The following is a 12639-nucleotide window of genomic DNA, read 5'->3' on the forward strand; positions in this document are numbered from 1 at the left end:
GGCAGCGGCAGCAGTGTAACAGTATCGAACCTGACGACGACGAGTACCTATACAGTGGTGATCACCGATGGTTCGGGTTGCAGTGTAACCAAAACCGTCACGGTGGTGGTAAATCCCGTGCCGGTGGCAACCTTGGTGACAACTACCAATCCAACTTCCTGTACGGGTAACAATGATGGAAGTATTACGATCGGAAATCTGACTGCCAATCAAGCCTATGTAGTCAGTTACAAACGGGACAATGGCGAGGTGGTAACCCAAACCATGAATGCGGGGGGGAATGGACAACTTACTTTAAACGCTCTCACCGCTGGTTCGTATAGCCTCACGGTTTCAGTAGGTGGTTGTAGCGGTGAGCCGCTGACGACAACGTTGGTGAACCCAGGCCTACCGGAAAAACCGCAGATAACAGTTTCGCCTTCTGTAACCAGTTGTTTGGGCGGAACCGTAACCCTAACGGCCACCGGTGTTAACGGGGCTAGCTTCCAGTGGACAGGCTCCGGCTTGTCGTCACCAACGGGTTCTGTAGTAACCGTTACCCCGTCGGTCGTTGGGAGTCAGGTTTATACCGTAATACAAACCGTAAATGGCTGCCAAAGTCCAGCATCGGAAAGTGTGATCATAACTGGAGTTGAGTGTACAACCTGTACAGCACCAACTCCGACCCTAACGTGTACGACCACTGATATTTGTCCGGGCGATGCCGTTGAGTTGCACGCATCTGATTGTGCTGGAATTATTATTTGGTCGACAGGCGCTACGGGACAAACTCTCATCGTATCACCTTTTACATCAACGACCTACACCGCTCAGTGTAAATTGCCGAACTGCATCAGTGCGCCTTCGAAAGCGATTGTGATCCGGGTTTCTGATCCCCAACCACCAATAATTTTGGCCAAAGCTTTTGAGGTTTGTGCTGGGGGGACGGTGAGCCTGACCGCCACCGGCTGTGATGGGAAAGTAATCTGGTCAACGGGAGCAACCGGGTCGGTGCTGACCGTTACGCCGGATGGCCCAACGACGTATTACGCCAATTGCCGCATTCACAATTGCATCAGTGGACCCTCGCCGGGTATAACGATCCGAACAGGTCCAATGCCGAAACCGCACATTAGTAGCAATTCCAATACCGTATGTCCAGGAGAGAATGCAGTTCTGACAGTTTCAAATTGCACCGGGATTCCGATGTGGTCGACGGGTGAGACAACGGAAACCATTGTTGTAACACCCAATGAAACCACTTCCTACACCGTGGTCTGTAAGCAGGGTTCCTGTATCAGTCAGGTGTCGGATGTCTATACCATTACAGTTGTGAAGCCACAGCCTCCGCAGGTCGACATCAGTGCTGACGTGGTTTGTTTGGGCGGTTCGGTACAATTGACCGCCATGGGATGCTCCGGAACGGTAATCTGGTCCCACAATGCGACCGGTTCCAGTGTCAGCGTCATACCAACCAGCAATGTAACGTATCGGGCTACCTGCAAAGTAGGAAATTGTTCGAGCGATCCGTCTCAGCCCCTTTCGGTGACGGTTGTCAATCCGGCGGCTCCCATTATCAAGTCGGACAAGACGCTGATCTGTGCGGGTGAAGTCGTTACCCTGACGGCAGAAGGTTGTCTGGGTGGACAGGTTGTTTGGTCGAATGGCTCGACGGGTAATAACCTCACGGTTATGCCGGGGTCCACTACCAACTACACCGCTCAATGTAAAGAATTCAATTGTAGCAGTGTCGCGTCAAATGCGATCACGATCAATGTTACCAACAGCAATGCGCCAACGCCAACGGTTACGGCATCCGCAACGCTCATATGCCAGGGTCAGCCTGTTACATTGACGGCAATGGGTTGCGATGGCGGAACGGTCATCTGGTCGACGAATGCGACGGGTAACAGCCTGGTGGTGAATCCAACGCAGACGACCGAATACTATGCAGCCTGTAAAATGAATACGGGCTGTAATGGAACACCCGCGAAAGTGACGGTACAGGTCAATACCCCTTCCAAACCAACGATCCGGGTTTGTAAATGTACGGATGGACACATTTGTGTCGGCGATGAAATTCGTCTGACGGTGGAAGGTTGCACGGGCGTCCCCGTGTGGTCGAATGGCGCAACAACCACCAGCATTCTGGTTTCTCCGACTGAGACAACGGTTTATACGGTAGTTTGCCAGAACAACCCCTGCACGAGTCCTCCTTCCGAAGCGTATACTGTGGTCGTCAACACGCCAGTTTCTCCGGTCGTCTGGGCTTCTAAAACGGAAATCGAACCGGGCGAAACGGTTACGTTGTCCGCTACCGGTTGCGCGGGTGGTCAGATTATCTGGTCGACAGGAGCGACGGGTAGCAGCATCGAAGTGAACCCTACGACAACGACCAGTTATTACGCACACTGCAAGATCAAGAGTTGTTTGAGCGAACCGACTCCGGTCATTGTCAAAATCAAGGGAGAATGCGACGTTCCGGCCCCGCAGGTTTCCGCAACGACGCCCGCAGTTTGCTACGGTGGTTCTGTTACGCTGACGGCTACCGGGTGTACGAATGGTACAATCATCTGGTCGAATGGTGAAACGGGTAACAACATAACCATCAATAATATTACCGGAAACCGCCCCTTCACCGCCATCTGTCAGGTAAATGAGGAATGTAAAAGTGTCGTTTCAAATGCCATTAGTGTATCGGTTGTCACGCTCAATCCGCCAACAATTGCTACCAGTAGAGAAACACTCTGTCCGGGAGAAAGCGCGAAATTGACCGCAGTTGGTTGTGTTGGTACGGTAACCTGGTCGACGGGCGGAACGGGAACCAGCATCGATATTCAGCCGGAAACTACAACCAGCTACTGGGCTACGTGTTCACTGGGCAGTTGTGTTAGTGAAAAATCACCGCTGAGTACGGTAAAAGTAGGTGCCCCAATTTCGCCAACCATTACCGCCAGCACGACAAACGTATGCTTTGGCGGTGCCGTGACACTGACCGCAGCCGGTTGCCCGGATGGAACGGTGATCTGGTCCAATAATCAGGTTGGTTCTGTACTACTCCTTACTCCCGAAGCATCGGCTACCTACTCAGCCATCTGTACGACATCGAATGACTGCAAAAGCGGGAAATCGAATGAGGTGGCAGTATCGGTCAACCCGAAAGTGGCAAAACCGCAGGTCGTTAACCTGACGAACCAATGCCCCTTTGCAACGGCCGATTTAACGAAAGCAACCAGCAGTTCGGTGTCGCTGGCGGGCAGTGTTTTTGAGTTCTATACCAGTGCCACACCCGATCAGGCCAGCAAGGTGTCTAATCCGAAGTCAGTTGAGGCTGGAACCTATTATGTTGTCGAGAAAACGGCAACCGGGTGCTACAGTGCGGCAAGCCCGGTTATGGTGGTCATTATCAATTGCAACGATGTTGACCTTTGTAAGACCAATCCGGCAACGGCATCGGCGGGTCCGGATGCCACCATCTGTTCCGCCAAAGAATACAAGCTGAATGGCGTTATTGGCGGGGCTGCTACCAGCGCGGTTTGGACCAGCAGCGGGACGGGGACGTTTGACAACGCATCTTTACTGGACGCAACCTACAAACCGTCCCTGGCGGACGTCAATGCCGGGTTTGTTAACCTGACGTTCACTACGAATGACCCCGATGGAACGGGCTCCTGTCAGGCGGCTCAGTCAACACTAAAACTGACGATTGAGGGCCTGAAGGTTCAGCCAACCATTGAGCCTGTGAGCGCGGTCGTATGCAACGGAGATTCCGTCTTGTTGCGTGCTTTGCCCGACGGTTATAAATACCTTTGGAATACGAAGGCCACAACGCAGAGTATTCTTGTAAAAACCAGCGGTACCTACTCCGTCCAGTTGGTCGATAGCAAAGGCTGTACGTCAATTCCTTCCGAAGAAGTGGCGGTAACGGTTAAAGCGCCGATCGAATCGCCGATTGCCCCGATGATGGCCCGGAATACCTGTCCGGGATCTACCGTAGATCTGGTCAAACTGGTTGAAAACGATCCGTTTACACCCGGTGGTGAATTTGAATTCCACATTGCGGACAACCCGGCCTCTCCGGTTGTGATGCGGCCGGATTCGGTCGGTCGCGGGGTGTTCTATGCCTTCGAGCGTAGTAACGCTGGCTGCTACAGTGCGTCGACCATGATTGATGTCGCCATCTTTGACTGCACGACGGACACTTGCCGGTCCGATCTATACGTCACCTACACGGTCGACAAGGAGCATCCGAAAGTAGGCGAGGTGGTGACGTTTGCCGTCAAACTGGGCAACAAAGGAGCATGTCCGGCCACGCATAGTGACATCCGGATTATTCTGCCGACCGGTCTGGAACTGGTATCACCGGGTAATCTGGTGGTCGATGCCCACGGCCACCTCGGAGCCTGGGTACCGGTTTTGTCTGCCAATGACGAAATTACCTATTACTATTCCGTTCGCGTTCTGACCAAAGGGCCGATTGCCAACCTGGTAGAAATTACGTACCTCGACCAGTTGGATCCGAATTTGGCCAACAACAAAGCCACTGTTACCATTGAGGACTCTACGCCGACGCTGGCGATGAAAGTGGGGCTGGCGAAAGCACTCAAAGGGGTTCAACAGAAAGAGGAGACCTTGTTTGAGTTTACCTACGATCTGGCCATCACCAATTACAGTGACCAGGATGCCACGCAGGTGCAGGTGACGGATGACGTTCAGTCGGTCTTCGATCCTCATGTCATCGAATCCGTCGCGGCCTCTGTCGATCCGGCCTCATCGCTCAAATTGAACTTAGGCTATTCGGGCTGGGTTGGAAATACGCAACTCCTGAACAGCGGAAGTGTCGTCAAGGCGGGTGCAACGGAGCATATTTTGTTGAAGGTTAATGTCCGGCTTCACCCGGATGGCAGCCTGACGAAGACGTTCCTGAACAAGGCCTACTTGCTGGCGAAGCTCAACGACCTGGAGGTCAATGACGCTTCGACAAACGGAGCCAGCGCCGATCCGGATCATGATGGCAACCCGAATAACAACAGCGAATCGACTCCGGGTAAATTCGACTCGGCACCTCCGTCGCCGATCGGTGTTGCCCTGGCCGTAACGAACATCGTTCAGCAAGCCGACAGCAGCTACAACGTTACGCTGAAAGTAACCGTTAAAAATTACGGTACGGCTGACCTGAAGCAGGTGCAACTGTCCGATAGTCTGGTGACAGGTTTCACGGCCCCGGTTGCCTACAGTGTGGTGAGTGCGCCAATAGTTGGTGCCGGAAGCACGCTGAAACCGAACGTTCATTACAACGGCAGCGATCTGTCATCACTCCTGGACGGGGCAAACAGCAGTCTGGCGGCTGGTGCTTCCGACACGGTTCTGGTGACGATCAATGTCAAACCCACCGGTGAGTTGGGGCCGTTCTACACGCAGGTCGTTGGATCAGGTGTTCATGCGGATTCTCTGGTGAAGGATTTGTCGAACAACGGGTTTAACCCGGCACCCATTGGGAGCGTGCCCACCGGATTCCGGTTCGATCTGCCGCCTTCGCTATTGGGCGTCGCCAAATCGGTCAGCAAACTGGAAGATTTGGGATCGGGAGTCTACAACGTCACTTATACCATTAAGCTGACGAACCTCGGGTCGGATGATCTGAAGAATGTTCAGGTCGTTGACAACCTGACCGAAACCTTCGGCAACGATGTTTTGATCGGTCCCGGTAAGCCAACCCTGACCGCGGAGGCTGGTCTGACGGTGGACTCGACGTATACGGGTCAGGGAATGTTGACTCATCTTCTGGTCGACTCCCTGAGTACCTTGCCGAGAGGAGCCTCCCGCAGTGTCAACCTGACCGTACGGGTCGATGTCCGCAACAGCCCGAAAAATGTCTATCATAATAGTGCCATTGCCAATGCGGTTACGCTCAATGGCAGTACGATGCTGACCGACACCTCGACGGCTGGTTCCAATGTTGATCCGGACAATGACCTTGATCCCAGAAATAACAATACGCCAACCGCAGTAACATTGCTCGGCTTGCCAGTGACACCGAATATTGGGGTAGCGATGGCTGTGAAGGACACGACGCGGCAAACCGATGGCAGCTACAACGTGACGTACCAGATCATTGTGAAGAACTACGGATCGACAGACTTCACGGACGTGCAGGTGAGCGATCAACTATCGGAGGTGTTCAATACCACCACCGGAGCTACCTACAGCGTGGTTGGAACACCGGTTATTGCAGCGGGAAGCGGTTTGCAAAGCAACAGCAGTTTCAACGGCGATGCCGACGCTGCCCTTTTGGCGTCAGGAAGTAACCTGGCGGCTGGGAAGAGCGACACCCTGTTGCTGACCCTGAATGTGAAGACCGACGGCCGGACGACACCGTATCTCAATACCGTGTATGCGAAAGCCATAGCGGGTGCCGATACTGTCAGCGACACCTCGACCGATGGTTTTGAACCGGATTTGAATGGAAATAATGATCCGACAGAGGCCGATGAACGCGTAGCAACCCCCTTGAATTTCAATCCGAGTACCAACGAAGTGATGATTCCGGAAGGATTCTCACCCAACGGGGATAACATCAATGACCTGTTTGTCATTCGAAATACGGGTGGTGCCACGGTCATTCTGGAAGTGTTCAACCGTTGGGGAAACACGGTGTACCGGAACCACGATTACAAGAACGACTGGGACGGATCGACCAATACCGGGGTGCGGATTGGCTCCAGTTCGAAGGGCTTACCGGATGGTACTTATTTCTACATCGTTGAGTTGAGCGATGGCCGCAAGTTTATACGATACATGACGATTAATCGCTAAAAACAATGATACGCAATTTTACCAGAAAGCTCGGAAAAGTAACACTACTGCTGGTTGGTATAGCCGGAGGTAGCCAGGTTCAGGCGCAACAGGACCACATGTTTTCGCAGTATATGTTCAACATGATGGCCATGAATCCCGCTTATGCCGGGAGTCGCGATGTGTTGAGTATGACCGCATTGTATCGGAACCAGTGGGGTGGTATTGAAGGCGCCCCGCAGACCACCACCTTCACCATCGATATGCCCGTCAACCGGGAGCGGATTGGGTTGGGTTTGCAATTGTTCAACGACCGGATCGGTGAATACAGCACCACCGGCGCTTATGCCTCATACGCATTTCGGATCAAAGTGGGGAGCCGCTCAACCCTGGGACTGGGGATACAGGCGGGCGCGAGCAGCTTTCAGGCGGACCTTTCTAAAGTCGTAACCGATCGGGGAGACGATCCGGCATTTGCCCAGAACATCTCTAAAATTCTACCCAACTTTGGTACCGGAATTTACCTGAGCAACGACAAATCCTATATCGGCGTTTCAGTACCGCAGTTGATTAAAAATCGCCTGACGGATTATAGTTATGGCTTACAAAAAGCCACGCAGCGTCGTCATGCCTACGCCGTGGCCGGTTTTGTTGTTCGCTTAAGTCCGGTATTGAAACTGAAGCCTTCTACGCTGGTGAAATACGTGGAAGGCGCTCCGCTGGGCATTGACGGAAACCTGAACCTCTGGATTGCAGATCGTCTTTCCATTGGTACGTCCTACCGCAGGAATCAGTTTAACAGCTACGAAAGTGCTCTGGAGAAAGGTGAGGTTTATAAACAAGACGCGATTGTCGGCATTGTCGAGGTGCAATTGTCGGACCAGTTGCGTCTGGGCTACGCGTATGATAAGATGCTGAATAAACTGAAAACCTTTAAGCTGCCTTCCCACGAAATCATGATTCGGTATGAACTCGGCTTTGGTAAAAACAAAATTCTAACGCCCCGGTATTTCTAGAACCGACCGGAACCGCTGCCAAATTAACCCAAACCATGCGCTGTTTTTTCCTGCTATGTTGTCTGGTCGCTTGCGTTGCCGGGTCAGTGAGGGCGCAGGCGTTGCTCAGGCAGGCGGATCGCCAATTCGATAATCTGTCTTATAGTACGGCCATCGACCTGTATGAGCAAACGCTGAACCGTTCCGAATTGTCGGAAGAAGAGCGACTGGCTACGTTGTCGAAACTGGGCTACAGTTACCGGCAGGTTCGGGATACCCAAAACGCCGAACGGGTGTACCGGATTCTGATTGGCCAACTGAAGCAATACCAGAACGACTATGTACCCTGCTACCTTTACTACGCCCAGGCATTGGCCAGTAATGGAAAATACAAAGAGTCGCAGGAAATCTATGACCGCTACAGCAAACTCCAGCAGGATGACCAGCGGGGAAAACAGTTCTCGAAACTCTACAATGACGTTAGTATCCTGTCACGGAATCCTGGAAATTATAAGATCGAATTTCTGGAAATCAACACCACTCAGGCGGAATTCAGCCCGATGTACTACAAGGAAGGGCTGGTCTTTGTAACGTCCAAAAGGCCCGGCAATGCCTTGAAGCGCGTTTTTAGCTGGGATCATTCGGCTTTCCTGGATCTGTATTATATGCCGGAAGCGGCTTTCAAGGGTGAAACCGTGGCCAGTCTGGGCGGGGCGTCGGCCAGTCAGCGAAAAAAGCGGGCGAAGAATCCGCGAACGCTCGGTGAAGATGATTATACAGACCCAACGGCCAATGACAGCCGGACGGTGGGTTTCAACACGGGGGCGGCAGGGCCATACGCAACGGAGAGTTCATCGGAAACCAAACGGTTTGGTGGAACACTGAATACCAAGTACCACGAAGGCCCCGTGGCGTTTACGAAAGATGGGTCGAAAGTATTCTTTACCCGCAACAACTTCAACAAAGGGAAATATCGGGAGAGCGCCGATGGGATCAACAAACTAAAGCTGTATGTGGCTGAAGAACAGAAAGGTTCCTGGGGAGAAGCGCAGGAATTACCCTTCAACAACGACGACTATTCAACCGGGCATCCGGCTTTGAGCCCGAATGATAAAATGCTGTTTTTTGCGTCGGATCGGCCCGGTGGTTTTGGGGGAACGGATCTGTACGTCTCCAGCCTAAAGGACGGGAAATGGTCGGAGCCGCTCAATTTAGGCAAAGACATCAACACCAAAGGAAACGAAATGTTCCCGTTTGTCGACGACCGGGGCAACCTGTACTTCTCGTCGGACGGTCATCCCGGTTTGGGCGATCTGGATATTTTTTATGCCCAACTGACCGACCAAACGGCGGTGAAATCGGTGCAGAATATTGGCGAACCACTCAATTCTTCGAAAGACGACTTCGGTATCGTCACCGATGGTGCCCGGATGTTGGGGTATCTCAGCAGCAACCGATTGCGGGGCGGGAGCGACGACGATATTTACCGGTTTAAGCGGGAAGGCTCCCTGTATGCGTGTCGTGAATTGACCATCCATGTGTTTGACAATCAGACCAAACAACCCCTCGGGAATGCCCGACTTGACCTGGATCAGAAAGACGTTCAGGATGGGAAGCGGCAAACCCAGACCGATGGCGAAGGCAACATCCGGATTTGCCTGGACCCGGAAAGTGATTTTCGGATCACCGCGGCCATGACGGGTTATCAGTCCAGCCTGCTGGGGTTTTCGACCAAAGGATTATCCGACGATCAGCCCCTGCGATTGGAAATACCGCTGGACACGGTCCCGATACAGCCTAAACAACCGTTGAAATCGAAGGTGCGGGGACGGATTTTGACCCATACGGAACGGCTGCCCATCGATGGCGTCGAAGTGATTTTGCGCAACTTGTGCGACAGCACGGTTTTGGAAATGGTAACCGGGCCGGATGGTAGTTATGAATTTTTGGTCGATCCCGGTTGTGAATACATCGTCGAGGCCCTGAAAGATTGCATGGGCACCACCGGCGCCCGCATTTCACCTGCGGCCAATGCCACCACGGAACTGACGATGTTTCGTCAGGGCGATATTATTGAAATCGATAACATCTACTACGACCTCGATAAATGGGATATTAGACCGGATGCTGCACTCGAAATGGACAAACTGGTCGCTTTGATGAAAAAATACCCGGCGATGCGAATCGAGATGCGGTCACATACCGATAGCCGGGGGTCGGCGGTGTATAACATCACGCTGTCGATGAACCGGGCGATGGGGGCGGTGACCTATTTGCGGAAAAACGGTATTGCCTCCCGCCGAATGAAAGCGACCGGATACGGAGAAGGCGTGTTGCTGAACACGTGCAAAGACGGCGTGAAGTGTACGGAAGCCGAACATCAGCGCAATCGGCGGACAGAAATTAAGATACTTCAGGTTGAATAGCTTTACTTTGTACTTTCGTACACCCAACACGCCCTGTGAATGATTCGACCGCTCGTCTTGAAATTAATCCTCCTCATCGCCTTTGTCACGGCCGGAAGCCAGGCGGTTCTGGCGCAACGCGAAGTTCTTTACGCCCAATACCTGAGTAACCCGCTGACGATCAACCCCGCCTACGCCGGGAGCCGGGAAAGCCTGACCATGTCGGCCATTTTTCGCCGGAAGTGGTTTGGACTCCAGGGACAAGGTTTTAACCGCATAACCCAGTCGTTCGGGGCCGATGGCGCGCTGTCGGGTGGAAAAGTAGCCATTGGCTTTCAGGCATTGAATGATCGGATGGGACTTTATTCAGCCACCGGTTTTTATGGCAGTCTGGCCTATCGGATCACGTTGCCGTCCATGGCGAAACTGTCTTTTGGCGCTTCGGGCGGAATCAACGTCATTCCCATTTACGATCCGGCCAGCAGTACGGGAATCAACAAAGCCATGCCGAGCGTCGGTGCCGGGGTGTATTACGAAGCCGAACGGTTTTGGGCCGGCTTGTCGATGCCCGAGTTGGTGAATCGACCCATTACGTTGGGGGCTGGTCAGAATGCGCCCATTCGCTACCAGCGCCCCTTGTTCATTAATTTCGGTGGACGCATCGCTGCGAGCCCAGGTGTCGATTTCCTGCCTTCCATTCTACTTACCCAACAAACCGGCTATCCCCTCGGAATCGACCTGAACGCCAGAGTCTGGATTGAAGAAAAACTGGGATTGGGGGTTTCCTACCGGGCCAACAACAGCACCCTGATTACGACGATGAACTATTTTGTGGCCCTGGCCGAATATGAACTATCGAGGAGCATTCGGGTCGGCTATTCGTTGAGCAGCAAACAGGTTGAAAATCCCTTTTACATTCAGAAAAGCGTCCACGAAATTATGTTTCGGTTTACGCCGAGTCCGACCAAATTCAGATACCAGTAAGCGGATGGCTATGAAGGTTTCCGGTTTTAGTTTCATCCGCAACGCCCTGCAATACGATTACCCGATTGTGGAAGCCATTCAGTCCATACTCCCGCTGTGCGACGAGTTTGTGATTGCCGTCGGTCGCTCCGAAGATCAAACGCTGAGCCTGATTCAGTCGATCCAATCGGACAAAATTCGGATCATTGAAACCGTTTGGGACGATTCGCTGCGCGAAGGCGGCCGTGTGCTGGCGGTCGAAACCGATAAAGCACTGGCCGCAATTGCCCCGGATGCTGACTGGGCTTTTTATATCCAGGGTGACGAAGTGGTGCATGAGAAATACCTGCCAGCCATCCGGGATGCGATGAAAACGTACAAAGACGATCCACAGGTAGAAGGGTTGTTGCTCAATTATCAGCACTTCTATGGTTCATATCGATATGTGGGAGACTCGCGCCGGTGGTATCGTCGGGAGGTTCGCATCATTCGCAACAACGGCAACGTGATGGCTTACCGGGATGCACAGGGTTTTCGGACCCGCGACAACCGGAAGCTCAACGTAAAACTTCTGGATGCCACGGTGTATCACTACGGTTGGGTGAAACCACCCGACCGGCAAGCCGACAAACTCAGCAACTTCGGGCGATACTGGCACAATGACGAGCACATGGCCCAATCCCGCAAAGAGCTAAAAGGATTTGACTACCGCGGGGTAGACTCCCTGGCCTTGTTTGAAGGCACACACCCGGCGGTCATGCAAGCCCGGATCGAGCGAATGAACTGGCAGTTCGATTTCGACATCCGGCAAAAGAAACTCTCGTTTAAAAACCGCTTTCTGAAAGCCGTCGAAAACCTGACCGGCTGGCGAATAGGCGAATATAGAAACTATAAATTGCTGTAAGTCAAGGCTATGTGTTTTTCTTCCCGGCCTTATTCTTTTCCTGATTCTGCATCTTTTCCTGGTGCAATTCCTCCGCTTCTTCTACCGAATGCGACTCCGTTACCTTATTCTCCTTTTTCGCTTTTTCAACCAAAACGCCATAAAAGCGATGCAGGGTAACCAGTTCATCCTCCGACAAATCTTCAATGTTGAGCAGCCGGTTGCTGGCTTTGTTATGTGAGGCAATCAGCTCATTCAGTTTGAGTTGAATGGCCATTGAATCCTTGTTTTGCGACTTCTGGATCAGAAAAACCATCAGAAAGGTGATGATCGTGGTACCGGTATTGATCACCAGTTGCCAGGTATCGGAATAGTCAAAAAGCGGCCCGGTAATGAGCCAGACAATAATGGTTAAAAAGGCGAGTAGAAAGGCGGTTGAACTGCCCGTGGCCTTCGTAACCGCGGTAGCGAAGTGTTCAAATACGGCCACAAATCCTTTTTTGCTCATGGTTAGCTGGGGTATTTTGACATGATTTTTGGTAATCCGGACTGCCAGACGGCCGGAAAAACCGTAAGGTACTAACTCCGGCTGTACGAAGAACCAATTTGGTTCGGGTAA

At 52.5% G+C, this 12639-nt stretch carries 6 protein-coding genes; 5 read left to right on the forward strand and 1 reads right to left on the reverse strand.

Features of this window, described 5'->3' with window-relative positions; all coding sequences use genetic code 11:
- The first annotated feature begins 891 nt into the window (after positions 1–891).
- From DUE52_RS29595 to DUE52_RS29615, 5 genes are read left to right on the forward strand one after another with little or no spacing between them, the layout of a single operon-like run.
- Positions 892–6795 (forward strand): T9SS type B sorting domain-containing protein, encoded by a 5904-nt coding sequence (locus DUE52_RS29595; RefSeq protein ID WP_165841061.1) that lies wholly within the window; start codon positions 892–894, stop codon positions 6793–6795.
- Between the two features lie 5 nt (positions 6796–6800).
- Positions 6801–7790, forward strand: a complete 990-nt coding sequence (locus DUE52_RS29600) for a PorP/SprF family type IX secretion system membrane protein (RefSeq protein ID WP_114409733.1) — start codon at positions 6801–6803, stop codon at positions 7788–7790.
- Between the two features lie 35 nt (positions 7791–7825).
- On the forward strand, positions 7826–10195 hold the full coding sequence (locus tag DUE52_RS29605) for an OmpA family protein (protein ID WP_114409734.1): 2370 nt from the start codon (positions 7826–7828) through the stop codon (positions 10193–10195).
- Positions 10196–10234: 39 nt separating this feature from the next.
- Positions 10235–11158, forward strand: coding sequence for a PorP/SprF family type IX secretion system membrane protein (locus DUE52_RS29610; protein ID WP_114409736.1), 924 nt, complete (start codon positions 10235–10237; stop codon positions 11156–11158).
- 10 nt (positions 11159–11168) lie between these two features.
- A complete protein-coding gene (locus DUE52_RS29615) occupies positions 11169–12041 on the forward strand; it encodes a glycosyltransferase family protein (RefSeq protein WP_114409738.1) in 873 nt (290 codons plus the stop codon).
- Positions 12042–12048: 7 nt separating this feature from the next.
- Here DUE52_RS29615 and DUE52_RS29620 read toward each other — a convergent pair whose 3' ends face one another.
- Positions 12049–12528 carry a low affinity iron permease family protein gene (locus DUE52_RS29620; protein ID WP_114409739.1) on the reverse strand — a complete coding sequence of 160 codons (480 nt, stop codon included), beginning with the start codon at positions 12526–12528 and terminating at the stop codon, positions 12049–12051.
- Positions 12529–12639 lie beyond the last annotated feature (111 nt).

Origin of the sequence: Larkinella punicea, assembly GCF_003334855.1 — a bacterium.
In the GTDB taxonomy this organism is placed as follows: domain Bacteria; phylum Bacteroidota; class Bacteroidia; order Cytophagales; family Spirosomataceae; genus Larkinella; species Larkinella punicea.